Annotated in this window: 22 protein-coding genes, 1 tRNA gene, 1 other RNA gene and 1 pseudogene; 15 read left to right on the top strand and 10 right to left on the bottom strand. The window is 51.5% G+C overall.

Going from position 1 to position 25,456, the window contains the following annotated elements; translation table 11 throughout:
* The first annotated feature begins 103 nt into the window (after window positions 1-103).
* Both AB1E22_RS09190 and AB1E22_RS09185 read left to right on the top strand, forming a co-directional pair.
* Window positions 104-1,401, top strand: a pseudogene (locus tag AB1E22_RS09190) (MFS transporter).
* 49 nt (window positions 1,402-1,450) lie between these two features.
* The gene (locus tag AB1E22_RS09185) at window positions 1,451-2,719 is read left to right on the top strand and encodes a DUF3748 domain-containing protein (protein ID WP_367595058.1); all 1,269 of its coding nucleotides are present in this window, start codon (window positions 1,451-1,453) and stop codon (window positions 2,717-2,719) included.
* Here the strand turns inward: AB1E22_RS09185 and AB1E22_RS09180 are convergent, their stop codons facing one another.
* The gene (locus tag AB1E22_RS09180) at window positions 2,720-3,037 is read right to left on the bottom strand and encodes a YceK/YidQ family lipoprotein (RefSeq protein WP_367595057.1); all 318 of its coding nucleotides are present in this window, start codon (window positions 3,035-3,037) and stop codon (window positions 2,720-2,722) included.
* A gap of 322 nt (window positions 3,038-3,359) precedes the next feature.
* Here AB1E22_RS09180 and ibpA point away from each other — a divergent pair, with 322 nt between their 5' ends.
* The 3 genes from ibpA (at window position 3,360) to AB1E22_RS09165 (ending at window position 6,092) form a co-directional block, all read left to right on the top strand.
* Window positions 3,360-3,773: a small heat shock chaperone IbpA gene (gene ibpA, locus AB1E22_RS09175; RefSeq protein WP_367595056.1), complete on the top strand. Its 414-nt coding sequence runs from the start codon at window positions 3,360-3,362 to the stop codon at window positions 3,771-3,773.
* 111 nt (window positions 3,774-3,884) lie between these two features.
* Window positions 3,885-4,313: a small heat shock chaperone IbpB gene (gene ibpB, locus AB1E22_RS09170; RefSeq protein ID WP_367595055.1), complete on the top strand. Its 429-nt coding sequence runs from the start codon at window positions 3,885-3,887 to the stop codon at window positions 4,311-4,313.
* A gap of 123 nt (window positions 4,314-4,436) precedes the next feature.
* Window positions 4,437-6,092, top strand: a complete 1,656-nt coding sequence (locus AB1E22_RS09165; RefSeq protein ID WP_367595054.1) for a putative transporter — start codon at window positions 4,437-4,439, stop codon at window positions 6,090-6,092.
* Between the two features lie 49 nt (window positions 6,093-6,141).
* Here AB1E22_RS09165 and dsdA read toward each other — a convergent pair whose 3' ends face one another.
* Window positions 6,142-7,470, bottom strand: a complete 1,329-nt coding sequence (dsdA, locus tag AB1E22_RS09160; RefSeq protein ID WP_367595053.1) for a D-serine ammonia-lyase — start codon at window positions 7,468-7,470, stop codon at window positions 6,142-6,144.
* A 279-nt stretch (window positions 7,471-7,749) separates the two neighbouring features.
* Here dsdA and AB1E22_RS09155 point away from each other — a divergent pair, with 279 nt between their 5' ends.
* Genes AB1E22_RS09155 through AB1E22_RS09145 form a run of 3 tightly spaced genes read left to right on the top strand, consistent with a single transcriptional unit; the run spans window position 7,750 to window position 10,004 of the window.
* Window positions 7,750-8,487, top strand: coding sequence for a basic amino acid ABC transporter substrate-binding protein (locus tag AB1E22_RS09155; protein ID WP_437178410.1), 738 nt, complete (start codon window positions 7,750-7,752; stop codon window positions 8,485-8,487).
* A gap of 43 nt (window positions 8,488-8,530) precedes the next feature.
* Complete coding sequence (locus AB1E22_RS09150; RefSeq protein ID WP_367595051.1) at window positions 8,531-9,295, top strand: amino acid ABC transporter permease; 765 nt, start codon at window positions 8,531-8,533, stop codon at window positions 9,293-9,295.
* Window positions 9,282-10,004, top strand: a complete 723-nt coding sequence (locus AB1E22_RS09145) for an amino acid ABC transporter ATP-binding protein (RefSeq protein WP_367597352.1) — start codon at window positions 9,282-9,284, stop codon at window positions 10,002-10,004. The genes AB1E22_RS09150 and AB1E22_RS09145 overlap by 14 nt, the downstream gene beginning before the upstream one ends.
* A gap of 114 nt (window positions 10,005-10,118) precedes the next feature.
* Here the strand turns inward: AB1E22_RS09145 and emrD are convergent, their stop codons facing one another.
* The 4 genes from emrD to AB1E22_RS09125 all read right to left on the bottom strand — a co-directional run bounded on the left by emrD (window position 10,119) and on the right by AB1E22_RS09125 (window position 13,214).
* Window positions 10,119-11,303 carry a multidrug efflux MFS transporter EmrD gene (gene emrD, locus AB1E22_RS09140; protein WP_367595050.1) on the bottom strand — a complete coding sequence of 395 codons (1,185 nt, stop codon included), beginning with the start codon at window positions 11,301-11,303 and terminating at the stop codon, window positions 10,119-10,121.
* Between the two features lie 246 nt (window positions 11,304-11,549).
* A complete protein-coding gene (locus AB1E22_RS09135; protein ID WP_367595049.1) occupies window positions 11,550-11,639 on the bottom strand; it encodes a type I toxin-antitoxin system toxin TisB in 90 nt (29 codons plus the stop codon).
* Between the two features lie 442 nt (window positions 11,640-12,081).
* Window positions 12,082-12,381, bottom strand: a complete 300-nt coding sequence (locus tag AB1E22_RS09130; protein WP_367595048.1) for a hypothetical protein — start codon at window positions 12,379-12,381, stop codon at window positions 12,082-12,084.
* A gap of 170 nt (window positions 12,382-12,551) precedes the next feature.
* On the bottom strand, window positions 12,552-13,214 hold the full coding sequence (locus AB1E22_RS09125) for an OmpA family lipoprotein (RefSeq protein ID WP_367595047.1): 663 nt from the start codon (window positions 13,212-13,214) through the stop codon (window positions 12,552-12,554).
* Window positions 13,215-13,381: 167 nt separating this feature from the next.
* Between AB1E22_RS09125 and AB1E22_RS09120 the strand changes: the two genes are divergently transcribed.
* A complete protein-coding gene (locus tag AB1E22_RS09120; RefSeq protein ID WP_367595046.1) occupies window positions 13,382-15,700 on the top strand; it encodes a molybdopterin guanine dinucleotide-containing S/N-oxide reductase in 2,319 nt (772 codons plus the stop codon).
* On the opposite strand, the gene AB1E22_RS09115 is transcribed toward AB1E22_RS09120, so the two are convergent.
* Together AB1E22_RS09115 and tag are read right to left on the bottom strand one after the other, a co-directional pair.
* On the bottom strand, window positions 15,669-16,121 hold the full coding sequence (locus AB1E22_RS09115) for an N-acetyltransferase (protein ID WP_367595045.1): 453 nt from the start codon (window positions 16,119-16,121) through the stop codon (window positions 15,669-15,671). The genes AB1E22_RS09120 and AB1E22_RS09115 overlap by 32 nt on opposite strands.
* Window positions 16,118-16,681, bottom strand: coding sequence for a DNA-3-methyladenine glycosylase I (gene tag, locus AB1E22_RS09110; protein WP_367595044.1), 564 nt, complete (start codon window positions 16,679-16,681; stop codon window positions 16,118-16,120). Before tag ends, AB1E22_RS09115 begins: the two co-directional genes overlap by 4 nt.
* 139 nt (window positions 16,682-16,820) lie before the next feature.
* On the opposite strand from tag, the gene AB1E22_RS09105 reads away from it, so the two are divergent.
* Window positions 16,821-17,534 (top strand): autotransporter domain-containing protein, encoded by a 714-nt coding sequence (locus tag AB1E22_RS09105; protein WP_367595043.1) that lies wholly within the window; start codon window positions 16,821-16,823, stop codon window positions 17,532-17,534.
* 380 nt (window positions 17,535-17,914) lie between these two features.
* On the top strand, window positions 17,915-19,117 hold the full coding sequence (locus AB1E22_RS09100; RefSeq protein ID WP_367595042.1) for an L-lactate MFS transporter: 1,203 nt from the start codon (window positions 17,915-17,917) through the stop codon (window positions 19,115-19,117).
* Here the strand turns inward: AB1E22_RS09100 and AB1E22_RS09095 are convergent.
* Window positions 19,108-19,692, bottom strand: a complete 585-nt coding sequence (locus AB1E22_RS09095) for an HD domain-containing protein (protein WP_367595041.1) — start codon at window positions 19,690-19,692, stop codon at window positions 19,108-19,110. The two genes, AB1E22_RS09100 and AB1E22_RS09095, sit on opposite strands and share 10 nt — an antisense overlap.
* Window positions 19,693-20,021: 329 nt before the next feature.
* Between AB1E22_RS09095 and eptB the strand changes: the two genes are divergently transcribed.
* The 3 genes from eptB to AB1E22_RS09080 all read left to right on the top strand — a co-directional run bounded on the left by eptB (window position 20,022) and on the right by AB1E22_RS09080 (window position 22,031).
* Window positions 20,022-21,704, top strand: a complete 1,683-nt coding sequence (gene eptB / locus AB1E22_RS09090) for a kdo(2)-lipid A phosphoethanolamine 7''-transferase (RefSeq protein WP_367595040.1) — start codon at window positions 20,022-20,024, stop codon at window positions 21,702-21,704.
* 100 nt (window positions 21,705-21,804) lie between these two features.
* A tRNA-Pro gene (locus AB1E22_RS09085) sits at window positions 21,805-21,881 on the top strand.
* A 36-nt stretch (window positions 21,882-21,917) separates the two neighbouring features.
* Window positions 21,918-22,031, top strand: a non-coding RNA gene (locus AB1E22_RS09080) — RtT sRNA.
* A 194-nt stretch (window positions 22,032-22,225) separates the two neighbouring features.
* Here the strand turns inward: AB1E22_RS09080 and AB1E22_RS09075 are convergent.
* Window positions 22,226-22,897: a DUF3829 domain-containing protein gene (locus AB1E22_RS09075; protein ID WP_367595039.1), complete on the bottom strand. Its 672-nt coding sequence runs from the start codon at window positions 22,895-22,897 to the stop codon at window positions 22,226-22,228.
* A gap of 742 nt (window positions 22,898-23,639) precedes the next feature.
* On the opposite strand from AB1E22_RS09075, the gene dppA reads away from it, so the two are divergent.
* Window positions 23,640-25,247, top strand: coding sequence for a dipeptide ABC transporter periplasmic-binding protein DppA (gene dppA / locus AB1E22_RS09070; protein WP_367595038.1), 1,608 nt, complete (start codon window positions 23,640-23,642; stop codon window positions 25,245-25,247).
* The last annotated feature ends 209 nt before the right edge of the window (window positions 25,248-25,456 follow it).

Here is a 25,456-nt window from a genome sequence, read left to right as displayed (position 1 = left end):
GGTAATTAGACAATAACTACATAATAGATTTAAAAATCTTAACCCCCTCTGTATTAAACCGGGCATGGTGATAGATATTCCCATGCCCTAATTTTGGAGACAGATGTTATGGATATTTCTGTAACCGCTACAAAACCTACACGTCGCCGTTATGTGACATTAATTATGATATTCATAACGGTTGTTATTTGTTATGTCGATCGTGCAAACCTGGCTGTGGCATCGGCGCATATTCAGGAAGAGTTTGGTATTAGCAAAACCGAAATGGGATATATATTTTCGGCCTTTGCCTGGATGTACACAATATGCCAGATCCCCGGCGGTTGGTTCCTTGACCGCGTCGGTTCACGCATGACCTATTTTATTGCGATTTTCGGTTGGTCGGTGGCGACGTTATTCCAGGGCTTTGCCACGGGGCTTATGTCGTTAATTGGCCTGCGTGCGATCACCGGTATTTTCGAAGCGCCCGCATTCCCGACCAACAACCGTATGGTGACAAGCTGGTTCCCGGAAAGTGAACGTGCTTCCGCCGTAGGTTTTTATACCTCCGGCCAGTTTGTTGGCCTGGCATTTCTGACCCCGCTGCTTATCTGGATTCAGGAAATACTGAGCTGGCACTGGGTATTTATTATCACCGGCGCTATTGGCATCGTCTGGTCGCTTATCTGGATTAAAGTTTACCAGCCGCCGCGCACCAGCAAAGGCATTAACCAGGCTGAGCTTGAGCATATTCGTGACGGTGGGGGGCTGGTGGATGGCGATGCCCAGGTCACCAAAAAAACCCGCGTTCCGCTGACCGCTGCCGACTGGAAACTGGTGTTTAACCGTAAGCTGGTGGGAATGTATATCGGCCAGTTCGCGGTGGCTTCCACCCTGTGGTTCTTCCTCACCTGGTTCCCGAACTATCTGACGCAAGAAAAAGGTATCACCGCGCTGAAAGCAGGATTTATGACAACGGTGCCCTTCCTGGCGGCATTTGTGGGCGTGCTGCTTTCGGGCTGGGTTGCCGATCGCCTGGTGCGTAAAGGCTATTCGCTGGGTATCGCGCGTAAAACGCCGATCATCTGCGGCCTGCTGCTTTCCACCTGCATTATGGGCGCGAACTACACCAACGATCCGGTGTGGATTATGACGCTGATGGCTATCGCCTTCTTCGGGAACGGATTCGCATCTATTACCTGGTCCCTGGTTTCTTCCCTTGCGCCGATGCGTTTGATTGGCCTGACGGGTGGGGTGTTTAACTTTGCAGGGGGTCTGGGCGGCATTACGGTTCCGCTGGTCATTGGTTATCTGGCGCAGGGATATGGCTTTGCTCCGGCGCTGGTCTACATTGCGGCGGTAGCCTTAATTGGCGCACTTTCTTACATCCTGCTGGTGGGTAAAGTAGAAAGGGTGGGATAAAAACCGGCAATGATTTACCCTGAGGCGTCCAATGTCTCAGGGTAAAACCATGTCCAAACAACTCACTTTTGCACCTCGCCACCATCAACTCACCAACACCCATACCTGGACCCCAGACAGCCAGTGGCTGGTGTTTGACGTGCGTCCTTCCGGCGCGTCGTTTACCAGCGAAACCATTGAGCGCGTGAATGTGCATACCGGCGAAGTTGAGGTTGTCTATCGGGCTTCACAAGGTGCGCATGTGGGCGTGGTTACGGTGAATCCGCAGCCACCGGAACGCTACGTGTTTATTCACGGCCCGGAAAACCCTGATTCTGACTGGCAGTACGATTTTCATCACCGCCGTGGCGTGGTGGTTGAAAACGGCACGGCAACCAATCTCGATGCGATGGATATCACCCCGCCGTTCACCAAAGGCGCATTACGCGGCGGCAGCCATGTGCATGTCTGGAGCCCGGACGGTACTCGCCTGAGCTTTACCTATAACGATCACGTCATGCATGAATATGATGCGGCGAAAGATTTGCGTAACGTCGGCATTGCGCTGCCTTATGGATCGGTGACGCCTCAGAAACAACATCCTCGTGAATACGACGGTAGCCATTATTGCGTGCTGGTCAGCCGCACCACGCCAACGCCAAAGCCGGGCGGTGACGAAATTAATCGTGCCTATGAAGAAGGTTGGGTGGGGCATAACGGCTATCGCAAACCTGATGGCAGCCAGCAGCGCTGGGCGTTGGCGTTTATCGGCGATACGCTTTCAGTCACCGGAGATAAAGTGCCGGAGCTGTTTATTGTCGATTTGCCGGATAACAAAGAATCTTATTTCCATGCGGGTGATGAGCCCATTGAAGGAACCACTACTTCGTTGCCTGCGCCGCCCGCTGGCGTCAAACAACGGCGCCTCACGTTTACTCATCAGCGCCGCTATCCCGGCTTAACGACGCAGCCCCGGCATTGGGTACGCAGCAGCCCGGACGGCAGCCAACTGGCATTTTTGATGCGCGACGATTCAGGCGTCGTGCAAATGTATCTGCTTTCACCCAACGGTGGCGCACCGCTCCAGCTTACTCATGGGGAAACGGATATTCAGTCGGCGTTTAGCTGGCATCCTGCGGGGCAAGCCCTGGGCTTTGTGTTCAATAACCAGATTGTGATGTGTGAGGTGAACAGTGGGGCAATTACACCACTTACGCCACCGGCGATGGATGCGCCTTCTGCGGATGCCGTGGTGTTTTCACCAGACGGAAAACAGATCGCCTGGATGCAGGATGTTGACGGATTCCGTCAGTTATTTACGACGGAAACAGGACAGTAATTATTGAACCGGCGGGATGACAGAATTGGTCGCAAGATTCTTACTCTCGCTGGCTTCTACCCGTGATTTCACGGATTTATCTTCACGGAACATATCCCACGGCAGCAGCAAGGTATCCATCGCTGCTGTAAAAGGCATATCCAGCGCGACAAACGGTTTATATCCCCAGCTTGTGTTGCCATCAGTTAGCATTTCGTAGCTTGCGCGAGTGCCGGGGTAGTACCCCTCTTGCCCACCTGTGTGAGTCATGACGCTTGAGCATCCACTCATCGTCAGTAGTCCGCTTCCCAGAATTATTGTTGGAATATAGCTTTTCATTATCACTATTTTTCGTTGTTAGGGGACCGTTCTGGCCTGGTTGCGCTGGGTTACATCACCCACGCAGAGAATAAAGATAACGTACTTGCCATGCCACTCTGTGGCGGCTATCGCAGATTAATCCTGTTTACTCTCAACAGAGTCTATGTACTGACAGCGAAAGCCGCAAAAAATTTCCTTTTGTGGCCTTGAAAAGCGTGAAACTGGACCGATTTTAGGAATGTAGCCCGAAGAAGTACGCCGCAAGGGTACTTCGTTTTAGATGCCTGTCCATGATGGAAGGTAATGTTTGATTCTCGCTGATTATCAGGAGTTTTAATTTATGCGTAATTTCGATTTATCCCCACTTTATCGTTCTGCTATTGGTTTTGACCGTCTGTTTAACCTGCTGGAAAACAACCAGAGTCAGGGCAACGGGGGCTATCCTCCATACAATGTTGAATTGGTTGACGAAAACAACTATCGCATTGCCATAGCTGTGGCCGGTTTCGCGGAAAGCGAACTGGAAATCACCGCCCAGGATAACCTGCTGGTTGTGAAAGGCGCACATGCAGATCCACAGCCAGAGCGCACTTATCTCTATCAGGGGATTGCCGAGCGCAACTTCGAACGCAAATTCCAGTTAGCTGAAAACATCCACATCCGTGGCGCTAACCTGGTAAACGGCCTGCTGTATATCGATCTGGAGCGCGTGATTCCAGAAGCGATGAAACCACGCCGTATCGAAATCAACTAATTCTGCGGGTCGCATAAGCGGCCCAATCAAAAAGGCTGGCTTGCCGACAGGGAGCCAATACCAGTTCGCATACTGGTAAGACTTAACTCGCTTCAAAGAAGGAGAAAACTTATGCGTAACTACGATTTATCACCTCTGCTGCGTCAATGGATCGGTTTTGACAAACTGGCTAATGCCTTACAAACCAGCAACGAAGGCCAGTCATTCCCGCCTTATAACATTGAAAAAGGCGATGATAACCACTACCGCATTACGCTTGCGCTGGCAGGGTTCCGTCAGGAAGATCTTGAGATTGAACTGGAAGGGACGCGTCTGCATGTGAAAGGGACGCCGGTCAAACCAGAGAAAGAGACCACCTGGTTACATCAAGGGTTAGTGACTCAGCCATTTAACCTGAGCTTCACCCTTGCGGAATACATGAAAGTCTCTGGCGCGACCTTTACCAACGGCCTGCTGCACATCGACCTGGTCCGTGAAATTCCTGAAGCGATCGCACCGAAACGCATCGCTATCAGCGAGCGCCCGGCGCTCAATAGCTAATTGTCGCTACTCCTTTTTAGGCCCCATTTTATGGGGCCTTTTTTGTGCTCTATCCCCCATTAAAGCCCGCTTCTCTCTGCCAGAATCCCTGATAACAATAATGTTATTCACAGGGATTTTTCGATGAGTGGAATAGCGTTAACCGTCAGCATGTTGGCATTGGTCGCGGTCGTCGGCTTGTGGATTGGCAACATTAAAATTCGCGGGGTCGGCTTTGGTATCGGTGGTGTGTTATTCGGCGGTATTATCGTCGGCCACTTCGTCAATCAGGCCGGTGTTAGCCTGAACGGCGATATGCTCCATTTTATTCAGGAATTTGGCCTGATCCTGTTCGTCTACACCATTGGGATTCAGGTGGGGCCTGGCTTCTTCTCTTCATTACGTGTTTCCGGCTTGCGGCTCAATCTCTTTGCGCTCTTGATTGTGGCAATCGGCGCGCTGGTGACCGCTGTTATTCACAAAATTTTCGATGTCCCTCTGCCCGTGGTGCTGGGCGTTTTCTCGGGGGCGGTGACCAATACCCCGGCATTGGGTGCGGGCCAACAAATTCTCACGGATCTTGGCACGCCGTCAGAATTAGTCGACAAAATGGGGATGAGCTATGCGATGGCGTATCCCTTCGGAATTTGCGGAATACTGCTTACCATGTGGCTGATTCGCCTGGTGTTTCGCATTAACGTCAACCAGGAAGCGAAACACTTTGATAGCCGCTCTGGCCAGCATCACGCCCAGCTTCATACCATGAATATCTGTGTCGCCAACCCCAACCTCAACGGCTTGCCTATTCAGGATGTGCCGGTCCTCAACAGCGATACCCTTATTTGTTCGCGTCTGAAACGCGGTGAATTGCTTATGGTGCCCGCACCCGGCACTGTGATTCAAACCGGAGATTTGCTGCACCTGGTGGGCCAGGAAAAAGATCTGCATTCCGCGCTGCTGGTGATCGGTCAGCAAGTTGAAACTTCGCTTTCTACTCGCGGCACCGATTTGCGCGTCGAACGCGTGGTGGTGACCAACGAGAAAGTGCTCGGCAAGAAAATCCGCGATCTGCATTTCAAGCAAAAATATGACGTGGTGATCTCGCGCCTGAATCGCGCGGGTGTCGAACTGGTTGCCAGCAGCAATGCCAGTCTGCAATTTGGGGACATTTTGAATCTGGTTGGCCGCCCTGAATCAATTGAAGCCGTTGCGGCGGAAGTGGGTAACGCGCAACAAAAACTTCAGCAGGTGCAAATGCTTCCGGTGTTTATTGGTATCGGGCTGGGTGTGTTGCTGGGGTCGATTCCACTTTTCATTCCGGGGTTCCCGGTCGCATTGCGCCTTGGGTTGGCTGGCGGGCCGCTCATAATGGCGATAATTCTTGGGCGAATTGGCAGCATCGGTACGCTGTACTGGTTTATGCCGCCGAGCGCTAACCTCGCGCTGCGCGAGCTGGGAATTGTGCTGTTCCTGGCGGTTGTCGGCCTTAAATCTGGCGGTGATTTTGTTGGCACTTTACTGCATGGCGACGGGGTTAGCTGGATTGGTTACGGGATCCTGATTACCGGCATTCCTCTGCTGGTGACGGCGCTGTTGGCAAGACTGCTCGCCAGAATGAACTACCTGACGCTGTGCGGCATGCTGGCCGGTTCGATGACCGATCCACCGGCACTCGCCTTCGCTAATGGTTTGCACGCCACAAGCGGTGCCGCAGCGCTTTCATACGCGACGGTTTATCCGCTGGTGATGTTCTTACGCATTATCACGCCGCAACTGCTGGCGGTGATTTTCTGGGTGTGATGTCAATCTGCCTTCTCTGTGCCCGAGAGAAGGCTTTAGGCCTGCGCCACTATTTCGCTTTCGCCAGATATTGCGCCATCTCTTCTTCTGGCACCATGCCGCCACCTGTCGCCCAAACGATATGGGTGGCGTTTTGCAGTTGTTCAGGGGTGAGATTGTGCATCCGGTGGTAGTTTGTATCGGCGCTAACGTGCAGGGCACCAGGCATACCGGCCAGTGCCGAAGGCTCCAGACGAATATTTTCTTCTTCTGCCAGCCAGCCGAGCAGCCTGTACATCGTCTGATCTTCAAGGGTGTAAAACCCGTCGAGCAACCTTTGCATCGCCCGCCCGACAAACCCGGACGCACGTCCGACCGCCAGGCCATCCGCCGCCGTAATATTATCGATACCTAAATCCTGTACGGAAATCGCATCGTGCAGGCCGGTATAAACTCCAAGCAGCATACAAGGCGAATGCGTCGGCTCCGCAAAGAAGCAGTGAACGTTATCCCCGAATGCCATTTTCAGGCCAAACGCCACGCCGCCTGGCCCTCCGCCTACGCCACATGGCAGATAGACAAACAGCGGATGTTGTTCATCCACGATGCGCCCAATCTGTGCGAACTGGTCTTTCAGGCGTTGGCCTGCAACGGAGTAGCCCAGGAACAGCGTGCGGGAGTTTTCATCGTCGATAAAAAAGCAGTTGGCATCGGCTTCGGCGGCTTTACGGCCTTGTTCAACGGCAACGCCATAATCCTGCTCATATTCAACCACCGTCACGCCGTGGCTGCGCAGTTTGGCCTTTTTCCACGCGCGGGCGTCAGCGGACATATGCACGGTGACATTAAAACCAATGCGGGCGCTCATGATGCCGATAGATAAACCCAGGTTGCCGGTTGAGCCGACGGCGATGCTGTACTGGCTAAAGAATTTTTTAAACTCAGGCGTCAGCAACGTGCTGTAGTCATCTTCGGTGGTCAGCAAACCCGCTTCCAGCGCCAGTTTTTCGGCATGGGTCAGGACTTCATAAATACCGCCACGCGCTTTAATGGAGCCAGAGATGGGCAGATGACTGTCTTTTTTCAGCAACATTTGGCCGCAGATTTCTTGCTTATATTCTGCTTCCAGGCGCTTTTGCATTGCCGGAATAGCCACCAGTTCTGATTCGATAATGCCGTTGGTTGCTGCGGTTTCCGGAAATGCCTTCGCCAGATACGGGGCAAAACGCGCCAGGCGATCGTGGGCCTCCTGCACATCTTCAGCCGTCAGGCCGACATACGGCAATCCTTCAGCAAACGAGGTGGTTGCCGTATTGAACCAACGCGTTTCTTGCAGAGCAATCAGCTCGCGGATTAAAGGAAACTGTTGAATCAATGTGTTTATTTCAGCGTTGTTCATAAGACAATCTCTTTGCGCGTAGAGGATAAATGAAAGCAGGAACGTAGCGCCTCGTCAGGTCATCGGCCCTTTATTACGAGTTATCCGGTCATAAAAATTGATGGCTACCTAAACGTTATACATCCTCTGAACAGTATTCCGGAAAATGAATCAGTTGTAACTTTCAGTTGAAGCGCTTCGCTAAATTATGTATTTTTATGCAAATTAAATGCATAAATAGTTCTTTAGGGGTGCGATGTGTTCAGGAAATTCGTTAAATCAGTTCTTTTAGCCGGGTGTGTGGTTTCCTCCGTTCTCACTTCCGCTTATGCCGCACAGCAGACTTATGTCGTGGGTTCCGGTGGAACTTACCGACCGTTTGAATTTGAAAACAGCCAGAAGCAACTGGAAGGTTTTGATATCGACATCATCAAAGCTATCGCCAAAGCCGAAGGTTTTGACATCAAACTGGTTAACACGCCGTGGGAAGGTATTTTCGCCACGCTCAATTCCGGCGATCGCGACATCATTATTTCCGGCATCACGATCACCGATAAGCGCAAAGCGATGGTTGATTTCTCGGTGCCTTATTTCCCGGCTGAGCAGTCCATCGTGGTGCCAACGGATTCGAAAGTAGATTCTGTTATCGCTTTGAAAGGTAAGAAAGTTGGCGTGGTGAACTCCAGCGCGGGCGACATTGTGGTGTCCGATATCCTTGGTAAAAACAGCACCGATATCAAACGTTTTGATAACACGCCGCTGATGCTACAAGAACTTGCTGAAGACGGAATCGACGCTGCGGTGGGCGATGTCGGGGTGATTAAGTACTACATCAAATCCCATCCTGACAAAGCGCTGAAAACCGTTTCTGACAGCAAATTCGAACGCCAGTATTTCGGCATCGCCGTAGCGAAAGATAACCAGGAACTGCTGGGTAAAATCAACGCGGGCCTGAAGAAAATTATTGCCGATGGAACCTACACGAAGATTTATTCCACCTGGTTTGATAGCAACGTTCCCACTCTTCCCGCTGAATAATTACGCATGATTTGGGGCCACTCTGGCCCCAACAAGGACAGTTATGACCGGATTTCGCTGGGAGATAATCTCAGAATACGCGCCGCTTTTTATGCAGGGCGCGATCATGACCATCAAATGCACCATCATCTGCGTAATTCTCGGCACTACCTGGGGTTTACTGCTTGGGCTTGGCCGTATGGCACATGCCGAAGATGGCCCGTGGAAGCCTGTGCTGCGTTACGCCGTGCAATGGCCGGTGCGCGTTTATGTGAGTGCCTTCCGCGGCACGCCGCTGTTTGTGCAGATCATGGTGGTTCACTTTGCGCTGGTGCCGCTGTTTATCAACCCGCGCGACGGGATTATGGTTACCAGCGGCCTGATGTCGGTGGATTTTGCTCGCGAGCTGCGTTCCGAATACGGCGCATTTCTCTCATGCGTGGTAGCGATCACGCTAAACGCAGGGGCTTACGTTTCGGAAATCTTCCGGGCGGGCATTCAATCTATCGACAAAGGGCAGATGGAAGCCTCGCGGGCGTTGGGTATGGGCTGGGGCAAAACGATGCGCAAAGTCATTTTGCCCCAGGCGTTCCGTCGCATTCTGCCGCCGCTGGGCAACAACGCTATCGCCATTGTGAAAGACTCGTCGCTTGCTTCGGCGATTGGCCTGGCAGATCTGGCTTACGCGGCACGCACCGTTTCAGGCGCTTATGCAACCTATTGGGAACCGTACCTGACGATCTCTCTGGTTTATTGGGTCTTGACGTTCCTGCTATCGCTGATGGTGCAACACATGGAAAAGAGGTTTGGCAAAAGTGATTCACGTTAACGATTTACAGAAACAGTTTGGCAAAACCCATGTGTTGCGTGGCATCTCTTGCGACATTGCGCCGCAGGAAGTGGTGTGCGTCATTGGCCCGTCCGGTTCCGGTAAGAGTACTTTCTTGCGCTGTTTAAACGCGCTGGAAAAACCAGATGGTGGCGAAGTTTTGGTGAACGGTTTTGCGGTTCACGATCCGAAAACCAACCTGAATACGCTGCGTGCAGGCGTGGGAATGGTGTTTCAGCGTTTTAATCTTTTCCCGCACATGACGGTGCTGGAAAACCTGACGATGGCGCCGATGTCACTGAAAGGGCTTTCGAAAGCGGAAGCGGTATCACGTGCGGAAAAGCTGCTGCAAAAAGTGGGCTTGATCGACAAAATCGACGCCTGGCCTTCAAGCCTTTCCGGTGGGCAGCAGCAGCGCGTGGCGATTGCCCGTGCGCTGGCTATGGAGCCGTCAATCATTCTGTTTGATGAACCAACTTCTGCGCTTGACCCTGAGCTGGTGGGCGAAGTGCTAGCGGTAATGAAACAGCTAGCGCTGGAAGGCATGACGATGGTTATCGTAACGCACGAAATGGGCTTTGCCCGTGAAGTGGCCGACCGCGTGGTGTTTATCGACCAGGGTGTGATTCAGGAGCAAGGCCCGCCGTCGCAGCTTTTCAGCAACCCGACGAACCCGCGTACTAAAGAGTTTTTGAGTAAGGTGCTTTAGGTTAGCGCCGGGAACAATTGACCCCCACCCAGCCTCCCCCTTGCCCGATGGAGGAGTTAACGGTTCCCTCCCCTGGAAAGGGTTGGGGTGGGGTCAGGGGCCGGGCGCCCGGAGCTAAACCGCCTCGCCGTGCTGCTGAAACTTATGCGACAGCGGCAGCCAGCAGAATAAAATCATCACGCCCATCGCCGTCATCAGCATGCCGAGGCTGAACTGCCCGGTTTGTGGCAGCAGGGCGGAAAACCACGCCATCGCACCGGAACCGATATTTTGCAGGCCGCCAACCAGCGCGCCTGCAGTGCCAGCGAGAAACGGAAACGGCTCCATCGCGCCGCTGGTTGCCAGTGGGAACAGCATCCCCGCACCAAAGAAGAACAAGGCGGCAGGCACCAGCAGCGTCCAGATATTCATTACGCCGAACCAGCCCGGAATCCACATCAAAATACCGGCAAAAAGGCAGCTTAAAACCGCCTGCCACATCAGCGAGGAAAACCGTGCGTTCTGACGGCCCGCGTACCATGAGCCAAAAAATGCCGCCGGAATTGGCAGAATAAACAGAATACTGACGACCACACCGTTAAGCCCCAGCACGCCACCCATCAACACGCCGGAACAGGCTTCAAACACCGCCACGCCCGCAAGCCCGCCAACCAACATCAGCAGATAGCAATTAAACGAACCGCTGCCGAGCAGCGTTTTATAGCTCGCCAGCAGACGCTGCGGTTTCTCCTGTACCGGACGTGTTTCCGGCAGCCAGCGCAACATACAGAACGCGACAATGATGCACAGCACCAGCAGGAAACCGTAGCACGCCCGCCAGCCCCAGACCGAATCGAGCATGCCACCTATCACCGGAGCCAATAATGGGCTGACCAGAATCCCCATGTTTAACAGGCTATTGGCCTGGCGAAGCGATGCGCCTTCGTAGAGGTCGCGCGGCATGGTTCGAGCCATTACGCCAGCGACACCTGTCCCCATGCCTTGTAATGCACTGGCGATCACTAGTGACGGCAAACTGGTGGTAAACAAGGCCCACACCGTGGCGAGGATAAAAATACTCATGCCAGCCAGAATCACCGGACGGCGGCCAATGCGGTCTGAAATCGGCCCATAAAAAAGCTGTGAGACGCCATAAGTGAGCAGATATGCGGCCATCACGCGCTGGATAGCGCCGCTGCGCACGCCTAATTCCTGAGCCATATCGGGAATCGACGGAATATAAATGGTCTGCGTCATCTGCCCGACGGCAACCAGCAGAATTAACATCATCAGCAGGTGAATATTAGCTAACTTTTTCATGTTCTCAGGTGTGTTGTAGGGATTTAAGTGCCAGTAGTCAGTTTATAAAACTGACTGCGCCAAAAAATCGAGAGGAATCTACCACACAAAAGAGATCAAGCCCTATGACGTAACGCTTTTTGATTAGGGTGAAAAATGGCAGCGTGTAAAGCCTGAGCGGCAATTATTGTTGCCAGCGAAACGGCAATAACCGTTTATTAAAGGGAGGCGATTTCTCGCCTCCCTTTGGTGCGACTTGAAGATGAATTACTTAACGTATTTCATGATGCCTTCAAGCAGTTGCAGCAACGCAACCATGAGTTTCAGAAACAAGATAGCCAGTTCCATCAAGCCCATACGCTTTCTCCTGTGGCCAGGAGCACTGTCAGCCGACGAGCCTTTCCGCTGCCTGTAGCCTGCTGAATTTGTTGAGGTTGTGTGATGTGCTCCTCTGAGGTTAAGGCATTGACGGCACCACCCGTTTCAGTCAGGACTTTTATTCCGCGGCGGTTTGCGGCCTCAGAGCGCATCACTTTCAACACACTCAGTATATCCATTTTACTGTATAAATAAACAGTATTTGTAATGAAAATGCGAACAGCTTCGCAAACGGCATCTTTATGCGTCGCTCACAATAGCAGCAAGTATTTGCGCCACAGCGGCTTTCGTCGTATATTTTGGGGGTTGATGTTGTGTGGTGTGCAAAGCAGTAAAAAGCACTATGCAGTAAAAACAAAAGACCTCGCCTCACCAGCGGGGTTTTTTGTTTTTAGAGGGGGAAAAGTTTGCTGAACGGCTTTTAGTTAAAGAAGCCTCGGGGAACTGACTGCCCAAAACCATCGCCGCTGTCGGTGCTGTTATCCATTCGCCCGCGGGCTTCGAGCCTGTCTGCACGCATCTGTTCGCTTATCGCTCTTCGCTGCTCCGCCGTCAAATTCTCTCTGTTGTAATAAGGGTCCGGATACATCGGGCGAATAAATGCATCGTCGTTTTCGGATGGGCTGTGTGTGCGATGCCCATCGTAGCCCGAGGTGTCTTGTGAAGAGCAACCGGCAATAGCAAGCGGGATAAGCAATAGCAGAGCATATTTGTAAGCCATATTTCTTCCTGAAACAGCGCAGAACAACGGGCCAGAGTGAATGTCATTATGGCTCATGAAGGGGCGGATGTGCTTTATACCGGGCTGAGAATGCGTAGGGAATCACGGATATTGTGTTGCAGGTCTCGCTCAAACTGAGTGCCTGAGCGAGACTTGAGGACAGGAACGGATTAAGACAGCGGGCTTAGCGTAATTTCTACGCGGCGGTTTTGCGCCTTACCTTCAGTCGTGCTGTTGCTGGCAATTGGATTTGCCGGGCCTGCACCCGTGGTGCGCACGCGGTTAGCGGCCACACCCTGGGTAATCAACGCGCTGCCCACACCGTCTGCACGCTGTTGGGAAAGTTTCATGTTCAGGTCGTTACTGCCGGTGCTGTCGGTGTAACCCACGACGTTAACCGCCGTTTTTGGATATTCTTTCAGAACCATTGCCACGCCGGTTAGGGTGTTCGCACCAGCAGGTTTCAGCGTTGCGCTGCTGCTGTCGAAGGTGACGTTATTTGGCATGTTAAGGACGATGTTGTCGCCATTACGCGTCACGCTCACACCGGTTCCCTGCATTTTGTCACGCAGTTTCGCTTCCTGGGCATCCATATAATAACCGACGCCACCGCCTAATGCTGCACCCGCTGCGGCACCGATCAGCGCGCCTTTACCGCGATCTTTTTTCGATGAAGAGAGCACGCCGACGCCTGCGCCTACCAGCGAGCCAATGCCCGCACCGATCCCTGACTTTCCTGCTTCACGTTCGCCGGTGTAAGGGTTGGTAGTACAACCAGAAACTGCTAACGTGCCGCAAACAATAGCGGCAATCATCATGACGCGTTTTTTCATCTCATTTCCTTTGTGAATTTAATAACTCAACCGCATGATCGGCGGCGGTTGATTATGACGCGTGAATGTGTAGAAATTTCTATAGAGTAGTCTGAATTTGTAAACATTATTGAGTGGCCACCAGGCCGCCACCTGCCCATCACCTGCAAAAAATAGGGGAGCCCGAATTGTCATCACACAAGAAAGTCTTAACGGCCGCTCACTGGGGACCGATGCTGGTTGAAACGGACGGAGAGCGTGTCCTCGCTTCAACTGGCGCATTGGATACCGGGCATGAAAACTCATTACAAAGCGCGGTACCCGACCAGGTACATAGCAAAGCCCGTGTGCAATTTCCTATGGCCCGCAAAGGATTTCTTGCTTCCCCGGATGCCCCGCTTGGCGTGCGCGGTAAGGATGAGTATGTGCGCATTAGTTGGGATGAAGCGTTGCAGCTCATTCATCAGCAGCACCAACGTATTCGCACAAACTTTGGCGCGGCGTCCATTTTCGCTGGTTCCTACGGCTGGCGTTCTAATGGCGTGCTCCATAAAGCCGCGACGTTATTGCAGCGCTATATGAGCCTGGCTGGCGGGTATACAGGGCATCTGGGGGATTATTCCACCGGTGCCGCACAGGTGATCATGCCGTATGTGGTGGGCTCCAATGAAGTTTACCAGCAGCAAACCAGTTGGCCTTTGGTGCTTGAGCACAGTGATGTGGTGGTGCTCTGGAGTGCCAACCCGCTGAATACGCTGAAAATTGCCTGGAACGCCAGCGACGAGCAGGGCGTGAAGTATTTCGAGCAACTGAAAAATAGCGGTAAAACGGTAATTGCCATTGATCCGATGCGTTCGGAAACGGTGGATTTCTTCGGTGAAAAGGCGCAGTGGATTGCCCCGAATATGGGCACCGATGTAGCACTGATGCTGGGCATCGCCCACACGCTGGTTAAACACGGCTGGCACGACGCGCAATTCCTGGCGCGCTGCACTTACGGTTACGACAAATTCGCGAACTATTTACTCGGTGAATCAGACGGTGTGCCAAAAACCGCTGAGTGGGCCGCAGAGATTTGCGGTGTTCCTTCAGAAACCATCGAATATCTGGCGCGGTTGTTCAGCGAAAAACGCACCATGCTGATGTCCGGCTGGGGCATGCAGCGTCAGCAGTATGGCGAGCAAAAGCACTGGATGCTGGTGACGCTTGCGGCCATGCTCGGGCAAATCGGTACCCCCGGCGGTGGTTTTGGGCTCTCTTATCACTATGCAAACGGCGGGAACCCTACGCGCCGTGCGGCGGTGTTGGGTTCCATGCAGGGCTCGGTGGCAAACGGAGTTGATGCGGTGGAAAAAATCCCGGTCGCCCGTATTGTTGAAGCCCTGGAAAACCCCGGCGGCGAGTATCAGCATAACGGGCAGCAAAAAACCTTCCCGGATATTCGTATGCTGTGGTGGGCGGGCGGCGGGAATTTTACGCACCATCAGGACACCAATCGCCTGATCAACGCCTGGCAAAAACCGGAGCTGGTGGTGATTTCCGAATGCTTCTGGACGGCGGCGGCAAAACACGCGGATATTGTGTTGCCGATCACCACATCGTTTGAGCGTAACGATTTGACGATGACCGGCGACTACAGCAACCAGCATCTGGTGCCGATGAAGCAGGTGGTTTCCCCGCAGGGCGAAGCACGCAATGATTTTGATGTTTTTGCGAAGCTCAGCGCGTTGTGGGAAGAGGGCGGTGAAACGCGTTTCACGGAAGGCAAAACCGAGCTGCAATGGCTGGAAGAATTCTATGAAATCGCCCGCCAGCGCGGGGCGGCGCAACAGGTGGAGTTACCGGAGTTTCAGCAGTTCTGGGAAAGTAACCAACTGATTGAAATGCCGGAAAATGAAAAGAGTGCCGATTTTATCCGCTTCGCTGATTTCACACGCGATCCGCAGGCCAATCCTTTAAAAACACCAAGCGGGAAAATTGAAATTTACTCCGAGCGTATCGCCAGTTTTGGCTACGCCGATTGCCCGCCGCACCCGACCTGGCTTGCTCCGGACGAATGGCAGGGCAGCGCTGAACCCGGCCAGCTACAACTGCTTTCATCTCATCCGGCCCACCGCCTGCACAGCCAACTTAATTATGCGGCACTTCGTGAGAAATACGCGATTGCCGGACGCGAACCGTTAACGTTGCACCCAAAAGATGCTGCAGAGCGTGGCATTGTCGACGGCGATTTAGTGCGGGTATGGAACGCGCGCGGGCAGGTGTTGGTTGGGGCGCTGGTGACGGACGGAATCAAACCTGGCGTGGTGTGTATTCATGAAGGGGCGTGGCCAGATCTGAATGACCAGAAGCTGTGTAAAAACGGGGCGGTGAACGTGCTGACGCGGGATATTCCCACCTCAAGGCTGGCAAACGGCTGTGCGGCTAACTCGTCGCTGGTGTGGGCCGAAAAATATCTCGGCCCGGTGCCAACGGTTACCGCGTTTTCTGGGCCTGCCAACTCATAATCCAGGTCGGATGGTGCGTTTCATTTTGCCAGGCGCTCTCTTCAATGCGAAAGCCCTGGTGATGATAAAAATGCACCGCCCGATGGTTCTTCTGGTAAACCTCGAGGCTCAGTTCTGGGTAGTGCGTTTTAACGTGTTCCATCAACGCCTGCCCGATTCCTTTGCCAATAAAAGGCTCGCTGACAAACAGTGCGCCGATAAACTGTGGATCCAGTACGCTAATAAATCCCACCATTTTTTCCTGAAGCTCATCCTGATGAATAAAGACCCAGGTCGCAGACTGCGGAATATAGACATTGCGTACGATGGACTCACTTTCATGCCAGTAGCTTTCGCTGATAAACGGATGAGCCTGAATGGTGCTGGCTAACCAGATTTCAATCAGATCATCCATTTCATCGGGCTGTAAGCGGCGAATCATTTGAGATTATCAGGGTGGCAGAAACAGCCGGTGACATGGTCGTTGACCAGCCCGCAGGCCTGCATAAACGAATAACAGATGGTCGAGCCAACAAACTTGAAGCCGCGTTTTTTTAGCGCTTTTGATAGCGCATCGGAGGCTGGCGTGGTGGTTGGGATTTCAGCCAGCGTTGCCGCCCGGGTAACTTGAGTTTTGTTATCTACAAACGACCAGACAAACTCCGGGAATTTCTCGCCGTTGGCTTCCATCGCCAGGTACGCTTTTGCGTTATTGATGATGGCTTCGATTTTTCCACGGTGGCGGATAATACCCGCATCCTGCACGAGCTCGTCGACATCTTCCGGCTGCAGTAATGCTACCGCTTGTGGGTCGAAGTTTTTAAAGCAGCGGCGGTAGTTTTCACGCTTTTTCAGCACCGTTATCCATGATAAACCTGCCTGTTGCCCCTCAAGGCAGATCATCTCGAAAAGATGTTGGCCATCAGTCACCGGCACGCCCCATTCCTTATCGTGATACTCAATATAGAGCGGGTCCTGGGATACCCATCCACAACGCATCATACGCTTCTCCTTTGATGAAATTTCTCGTGCCAACTTGACGTGCCAGATAAAGAGACAATAGTTAATTCAGGGCTATCCGCAAGCCCGCCAAAAAGACAAAAAAATATCGCCGGATTTGGCTCTTTTCTGGAGTCGTTTAATGAAATTAACTATATGCAGTGGTCACCGTGTCACTCTCACCACGGTGCTGGCTTTGTATTGCCTGGCTCATGCTACGAATGTATTAGCCTGGCAACAAGAATATGTCGCCGAAGAAACATCGGGCGAAGCGCAGGATCGTTATACATGGGACAGCAACCACCAACCAAGTTATAACGATATTCTGGCAGAAAGGATTAATTCTTCATTTACCTCCCAAAACCAGGAGGGGCTGAAACTCGTCTCGGGTAACGATAGCGCCAGCGCGGATAGCTCGCTTTTAGGTATCGGCTGGAATATCTCTTTGCCTGGGAATATCACTACCGGGCCGACCGCAAAATACAGTTGGGACAGCTCATCCACCGGGATTTATAACGAATACGGCGACTCGGCTATTGCCACGCGTTTTACCGACCAGCTCTGGCATGCCAGCATTTCTACCGTGGGCTGGAGGCTGGATTCGTCGGTGGGCTATCTGCGCCCGTGGGCTCAGGTGAGCTACAACCATCAATATGGCGAAAATCTCTGGAAGGCTCAGTCGGGCCTGAGATCAAATACGGCCACAAGCCAGGATGCGAGTTGGATGGATGTGACCGTCGGGGCGGATGTGCCGATTGGTAAGAATATGGCGGCATTTGCGTCTATGTCGCAAGCCGAAGGGTTAACCACCGGTGAGGCTTATATTTATAATCTCGGGGTAAGCGCTCGCTTTTAATTGCTTATATATACCCGTCATACTTCAAGTTGCATGTGCGTTGGCTTTCCTGGCTCACCTCATTCACTGGCTGGAGTTAGCGCCCGGAGATTCACTGCGTCGCTGCCTGGCTGCAACGTGAATTATTCTGGGTATAAACGGATCATTTATTTAACGCATGGCGTATTAAATTAACATTTAATACGCAGTGTTTACGCAGCTTATATTGATAGTAACCACTAACAAAGTGATTAATTAAGACGGCGTCCAGGTCATTCATTCCCTCTCTGATGCATTTCATTCCGGCCTGAGTGCAATTCATGCCTTTTTCTCCTGGAATAAAATGCACTTCGTTACTCTTGGCAGCAGAAGATTTCTCTTAAATTTTGCGGACATCAGCCATGAACACTGCTAGCTACAACCGTACTCGCTGGTTAACTCTGATCGGCACCATCATTACCCAGTTTGCCCTCGGTTCCGTTTACACCTGGAGCCTGTTCAATAGCGCCCTGTCGCAAAAGCTGGATGAACCCATCAGCCAGGTCGCGTTCTCCTTTGGTTTGTTAAGCCTGGGTCTGGCGATCTCCTCTTCCATCGCGGGTAAATTGCAGGAACGTTTTGGTGTTCGCAAAGTAACGATGGCGGCGGGCGTGCTGCTGGGCGTCGGTTTCTTCCTGACCGCGCATTCTAATAACCTGCTGATGTTATGGCTGAGTGCCGGTGTGCTGGTTGGCCTGGCCGATGGGGCGGGTTATCTGTTAACGCTTTCCAACTGCGTGAAGTGGTTCCCGGAGCGTAAAGGCCTGATTTCTGCCTTTGCCATCGGTTCATACGGCCTCGGTAGCCTCGGTTTCAAATACATCGATACCCATTTGCTGGCAACCTACGGCCTTGAAAACACCTTTATGATTTGGGGTGCGTTAGCGATGGTAATGATTCTGTTCGGTGCCAGCCTGATGAAAGATGCGCCATTGCAGGAAGTGAAAACAGTTAACGGCGTGGCTGAAAAAGATTACACCCTTGCAGAATCTATGCGTAAACCCCAGTACTGGATGCTGGCTATCATGTTCCTGACTGCCTGCATGAGCGGTTTGTATGTGATTGGCGTGGCGAAAGATATTGCGCAGGGCATGGTGCATTTGACGGCTGAATCTGCGGCGAATGCGGTAACGGTTATCGCTATCGCGAACCTGAGTGGTCGCCTGGTGCTGGGTATTCTGTCTGACAAAATTGCCCGCATCCGTGTGATTACTATTGGCCAGGTCATCTCTTTGGTCGGCATGGCGGCACTGTTGTTCGCCCCGCTTAACGAAGCCACTTTCTTCGCCGCGATTGGTTGCGTTGCCTTTAACTTCGGCGGCACCATCACCGTGTATCCATCTTTGGTGAGCGAGTTCTTTGGCCTGAATAACCTGACCAAAAACTACGGCGTGATTTACTTAGGTTTCGGTATCGGCAGCATTTGTGGTTCGATTATTGCCTCTATCTTCGGCGGTTTTTACATTACTTTCTGCGTAATCTTCGCCCTGCTGATTTTGTCTCTGGCAATTTCCACCACGATTCGCCAGCCAGCACGAGAAGTATTGCAAGAAGCTCACGCTTGATAGCGAGCCATTAATGCCGCAAACCATGCCGCCGGGACGTTATACTGCGGCATCATTAATTGTGAAATCCCCTGCTCTATAATCCCTTCCGCCTGTGCTCTTAACGTCTCATTTCCCCGTTGTAACCCTGCCAGTTGAATGCGTTTTTCAATTAAATAGACACGCGCAAAATGGGGATCGTAACGTAAGATTTCCCGCGTATTATCAATGATGTCCGCCAGTTTGATGGTTTGCGCCTCAGGGCTGGCATTGGCGGTATGCAGGAAATGCGCGCGTTTACGGTGCATGCGATTGGTGCCGGGGCGTTGTTCAGGATTGGTGACCATCGCCACCAGAGCCGCCACATCAGGGCCAAAGTGTTCCTGGATATCAAGAAGCGTGCTGTCGGTGTCTTCTACCGTATCGTGCAGCCATGCCGCGGCGAGCACTTCCTCAATGGGGTAAACGCTGCGGACTAGCTCCACCACCGCCGCAGGGTGGACTATGTACGGCTCAAGCGTGTATTTGCGGCGTTGATCGCAAGCAGCATGGGCCTTTGTTGCATATCGGCGAGCGCGTTCTTCTAACGTCAGCATTATTTCCTCAGGGCATTACCCATTATTCTTAATATTTCCCATAAGCGAGCCGCGGCGTCCATGCTTTCTTAATGAGGGTCTGTACGATTGAGTTGTTGCAAGGCTCGAATTGTGCGTTTTTGCCCGCAGATATGTAAACAACGGGCCTGATCACGATTTTTGCCGATACTTTTTACCCTCCCTATGGTTTACTAATTCGCGCCAAAAATTGGCTAAGATTCATCCTGATTCAAACTCTATTTTTTATTGCTCAGAATTTTCTTGGTAACGAGGAGTCTGAGTGATGTTTATGACATCTCTTTTTTGATCTATTTTCTCGGAAAACCTGCATGAATTACGTTAAATCGATGACCCAACAGAAACTCAGTTTTCTGTTAGCGGTATACATCGGCCTGTTTTTAAACCTTTCGGTTTTTTATCATCGCTTTGAAGGATTTATTCAGGACTTTAGTGGCCTGAAAGCATTCTCCATGGTTGCTGAAGTTGTGGCTTGCGTATTGGTCACTTTCTTTTTATTCCGCGTGTTATCTCTGTTTGGCCGCAAAGTCTGGCGCGTTCTCGCCACCTTTGTCGTGCTCTGTTCCGTTGGTGCCAGCTATTACATGACATTGCTTAACGTCGTGATTGGCTACGGGATTATTGCCTCGGTAATGACCACGGATATCGACCTTTCTAAAGAAATTGTTGGCTACCAATTTGTGATGTGGATGGTGCTGGTGAGCGCCCTCCCGCTGCTGCTTATCTGGGGAAGTCACGCTCGCGATACCCTGCTCGATCAACTGAAAACGCCGGGCCAACGCATCAAGAATGTGGCTATCGTGCTGCTGGCAGGGCTGATGGTTTGGGCGCCATTGCGTTTACTGGATAAACAACAAAATACGACAGAAAAACGCTCAACCGTTGATATGCCAAGCTATGGCGGCGTGGTGGCTAACTCTTATCTGCCATCCAACTGGGTTTCAGCCCTGGGGCTTTTTGCCTGGGCGCAGGCGGATGAATCAACGGATAACAGCTCGCTGATGAACCCGGCGAAAAAATTCACTTATGTCGCACCAAAAGAGCTGGATGATACTTATGTGGTGTTCGTGATTGGCGAAACCACGCGTTGGGATCATATGGGTATTTTGGGTTATGGCCGTGATACCACGCCAAAACTCGCGAAAGAGAAAAACCTCGTCGCGTTCCGCGGTGAATCCTGTGATACCGCGACTAAGCTCTCGCTGCGCTGTATGTTTGTGCGTGAAGGCGGTGCGGAAGAAAACCCGCAGCGTACCCTGAAAGAGCAGAACGTCTTTGCCGTCCTCAAGCAGCTTGGCTTTAGCTCCAACCTGTTTGCGATGCAAAGTGAAGTGTGGTTCTACGGCAACACCATGGCGGATAACTTCTCTTACCGTGAGCAAATCGCTGCTGAGCCGCGTAACCGCGGTAAGCAAGTTGACGATATGCTGCTGGTTGAAGAGATGAAGCGCTCTGTTGATACGCACCCTAAAGGCAAGCATTTGATTGTGTTGCACACCAAAGGCTCGCACTTCTCGTACGTTCAACGCTACCCGCGTAGCTTCGCGAAATGGACGCCAGAGTGCGTCAGCATTGATAAAGAGTGCAGCAAAGAGCAACTGATTAATGCCTTTGATAACTCGGTGCTGTACACCGATACCGTTCTGGAAAGCGTGATTGATCAACTGCGTGATAAGCGTGCGATTATCTTCTACGCTTCAGACCACGGTGAATCTATCGACGAAAAGAAACACCTGCATGGAACGCCACGTAAAATGGCTCCACCGGAACAGTTCCGCGTGCCGCTGATTGTCTGGGCATCTGATAAATACCTGGAAAACCCTGACCGGGCGCGTGAATTTGAGCATATGCAGGAACAAGCCAAAATGAAGGTGCCGCACCGCCATGTAGAGCTGTATGACACCATTATGGGTTGCCTGGGTTATACCTCGCCAGACGGCGGTATTAACCAGAATAACAACTGGTGCCATGTGCCAGAAAAGGCTGTTCAGTAACTTTTTGGATACATGTGCGTGAATTTGAATCAAACGGACGTGATTTTTATTATCAGGGATTGACGGTTATAGCGGTGCGCAGTAAGATGCGCTCCGCATTCGGCGAGTAGCGCAGCTTGGTAGCGCAACTGGTTTGGGACCAGTGGGTCGGAGGTTCGAATCCTCTCTCGCCGACCAAATTCAAGAAAACCCAACCGCAAGGTTGGGTTTTTTTACGTCTGTAGTTTAAAGAGGATGAGAACCTCCGAAGGAGGTTTGAGCCGAGCGCAGCGAGACAACGTTGCTTTAGCAACGGCCCGTAGGGGAATAATCCTCTCTCGCCGACCAAATTCAAGAAAACCCAACCGCAAGGTTGGGTTTTTTTACGTCTGTAGTTTAAAGAGGATGAGAACCTCCGAAGGAGGTTTGAGCCGAATGACAAACCTCATTGTTGGATGATTTCGTAGGTCGGGTTAGCGCAGCGACACCCGACAACATCGCAAACCCTATAAACCCATTCATCACTCTTCAGACGCTAAAAACTAATTCAGCCCATTAAAATCACGGACAACGTTGTTGTAGGCGCGGATAACTTTTCCCGGCGAGCCCTTGACCATCCACTCTGTCACCCCGCCAATTTGAGCTTTCTCACCCTCGGTGTAAGAGACGTTATCTCGCAGGCGTTGAATACGCTCTTCTACAATCCTGCTGTATTGTTCCGCAGAATCTATCAGGAAGCTGTAACGAATGAGGTTCTCATTGTTTACTAGCGGTGCCGCTTTATAGCACTCTTGCGCCTGTACAATCAGCAAGTTGAGTGCGTCCACCTCTATCTGTGCTTCTTGCGGGGCAAACGTTTCTTTGCTCACCATTTGTGTCACTTTATCGGTCTGAATAATAACCGCGAGAGAATAATAGACTAATGTTTTGTTTTGGCTTTTTTCTATCTCAGAAAGTTTGCTCGGGTAATTTTTAATATTATCCTCGGCCAGGTTTTCACCCCAGTATGGATAAGAACCATACTGAATATTGACCGGGATTTTGGGTGAGATGTAGCATTGCGTGTTTTTGGTGTGCACTTGTGCGGGAGGCGGGCTGACAGGAGGAGCATCCTGCTGTGTATCCTCACACCCTGAAAGAAATAAGACGGAGAATAGACTACCCATAATTGTGGTGGTAATTTTCTTATTAATACATTCCGTGTATGAATACATATTAATTCCTGGCAGAAAGAATCAACGGTATTAATAATGATGTTGGTTGGTCAAGGGTTATTACTTATTGTCCTAAAAAGGATTTACTGATTATATCAATTATTAATATATACCCTGCTAATTCTTAGTATTTGTTCAACGTAAAACGTCCGTTGCAAGAACCACGATTTTCAGCTCCTTAAATGACCAAAAATGGATTTACGATTCTGTTTACGCTGTATCAACCTCGGGAGGGGGATTTTGTGACATTTCCCATCGTATTTTGTTATGAAAAATCGTGGATTATTGCGCCATTGCTTATGTTTCATACCAGCACGATCCGCTGTAGGAGACACAGATCACAAAATTTATCGTTCAGATAATCAGCATTTGGCAAGAAATTTTACAGAATTGGTACAACTGATTACCACTCCAGGTCGTCTTTTAATCAGTGGATTATCCTGGGTAGATGGCGCTAGCATAAATTTCCCTGCTGGAAATAGACCCACTGGCTTTTTTTTAACTTTGTTCGCTGTTTCTCACCTCGGTTGTAAATCCCCGTTACCTATATTGACGTTTAAGTCATCTGTTGACAGATTGTAGGGCGTGAGGGGCAAATTATGGACAGTCCGCACTACCACACAGCTAGCCTGAAGAAAGGAATCCCTGGCCTCACCATCGCCTCCGGGCATACCGAACGGACCGCACACAAATAACAAAGGTCTAACGGAAAAAACAACACATCTCACAACGGAGCAGAAGAATGAGTCTTTCCTTGAAGAAGTCAGGGATGCTGAAATTTGGTCTGAGCCTGGTAGCTTTGACCGTAGCAGCTAGCGTTCAGGCAAAAACCCTGGTGTACTGTTCAGAAGGTTCCCCTGAAGGTTTTAACCCTCAGTTGTTCACCTCTGGTACCACTTACGATGCCAGCTCAGTGCCAATCTATAACCGCCTCGTCGAGTTCAAAACCGGCACCACTGAAATCATTCCTGGCCTTGCTGAGAAATGGGAAGTCAGCGAAGACGGTAAAACTTATACCTTCCACCTTCGCCAGGGCGTGAAGTGGCAGGACAATAAAGATTTCAAGCCAACGCGTGATCTGAACGCTGACGACGTGGTGTTCTCTTTCGATCGCCAGAAAAATGCCAACAACCCGTACCATAAAGTTTCTGGCGGCAGCTACGAATACTTCGAAGGCATGGGCTTGCCTGACCTGATCACCGAAATTAAGAAAGTGGACGATAAAACCGTCCAGTTCGTACTGGCACGTCCAGAAGCGCCGTTCCTGGCCGATCTGGCGATGGACTTCGCTTCTATTCTTTCCAAAGAATATGCGGACAACATGATGAAAGCCGGCACGCCGGAAAAAACCGACCTGAACCCAATCGGTACCGGTCCGTTCCAACTGCTGCAATACCAGAAAGACTCCCGCATTCTGTACAAAGCGTTCCCAGGCTACTGGGGCACCAAGCCGCAGATCGACCGTCTGGTCTTCTCTATCACGCCTGACGCTTCCGTGCGTTACGCAAAACTTCAGAAAAACGAGTGCCAGGTCATGCCGTATCCAAACCCGGCTGACATCGCTCGTATGAAAGAAGATAAGAGCATCAACCTGATGGAACAGGCTGGCCTGAACGTGGGTTACCTCTCCTTCAACACCGAGAAGAAACCGTTTGATGACGTGAAAGTGCGTCAGGCGCTGACTTACGCGGTGAACAAAGAAGCGATCATCAAAGCGGTTTATCAGGGCGCAGGCACTGCGGCTAAAAACCTGATCCCACCTACCATGTGGGGCTACAACGATGACGTGAAGGATTACACCTACGATCCTGAAAAAGCGAAAGCGTTGCTGAAAGAATCAGGCCACGCGGACGGCTTCACCGTTGATCTGTGGGCAATGCCGGTACAACGTCCGTACAACCCGAACGCTCGCCGTATGGCTGAGATGATTCAGGCTGACTGGGCGAAAATCGGTGTCACCGCCAAAATCGTGACCTACGAGTGGGGCGAGTACCTGAAACGCGCTAAAGCAGGTGAGCACCAGGCTGTCATGATGGGCTGGACCGGCGACAATGGGGATCCGGACAACTTCTTCGCGACCCTGTTTAGCTGTGCGGCAGCGAAAGACGGTTCTAACTACTCTCGCTGGTGCTACAAACCGTTTGAAGACCTGATTCAGCCTGCACGTGCTGAAGAAGATCACAACAAACGTATCGAACTGTACAAACAAGCTCAGGTAGTGATGCATGACCAGGCTCCGGCGCTGATCGTTGCTCACTCCACCGTATATGAGCCAGTTCGCAAAGAAGTGAAAGGCTACGTGGTTGATCCATTGGGCAAACACCACTTTGAGAACGTGTCAGTCGAATAATAAAACGGACCCAGCCCGAAGCTAGCTGAACCGTAGGGTGGATAAGCGATAGCGCCATCCACCACTTATGTGGGTTTGGCGGGTGGCGCGCAGCTTACCCGCCCTACGTTTTAGCCGTTTTTCGCTTCGGGTGAATTACTTATTCCCTCCAGTCGAGGGAAAGATTTGTGAGCAATAAAGACGGGCAGTCACCAGGCTATCCGTCATTA

Origin of the sequence: Buttiauxella gaviniae, assembly GCF_040786275.1 — a bacterium.
GTDB classification, from domain to species: domain Bacteria; phylum Pseudomonadota; class Gammaproteobacteria; order Enterobacterales; family Enterobacteriaceae; genus Buttiauxella; species Buttiauxella gaviniae_A.
The sequence above is the reverse complement of the archived record's forward strand: the minus strand, read 5'-3'. Positions and strand labels throughout refer to the sequence as shown.